1 pseudogene is annotated in these 269 nt (G+C 59.5%); it reads left to right on the forward strand.

Annotation, left to right across the window (positions count from 1 at the left end):
• Positions 1-47: 47 nt before the first annotated feature.
• Positions 48-269: pseudogene (locus SB659_RS19620) on the forward strand (Arm DNA-binding domain-containing protein); the annotation flags it as partial.

The raw sequence follows: 269 nt of genomic DNA on the forward strand, positions 1-269 counted from the left end.
GGATAACTCACCTGCCCCCGCCAGCACTTGCCCCCAGGAGGTGCTGTATGGCCCTCACCGACGTCAAAATCAAGAGCGCAAGGCCGGGCGAAAAACCGATTCGTCTGTTCGATGGCGGTGGTCTCTATCTTGAGATCGCCACGGCCGGAGGCAAGTGGTGGCGTTGAAGTACCGATTCGGCGGGAAGGAAAAGCGTATCACCCTAGGCGTTTACCCCGAAGTCGGTTTGAAAGATGCCCGGGAGCGTCGGGACGCTGCCAGGAAACAGT

The organism is Arthrobacter sp. SIMBA_036, from assembly GCF_046535135.1.
Classification (GTDB): Bacteria; Actinomycetota; Actinomycetes; order Actinomycetales; family Micrococcaceae; genus Arthrobacter.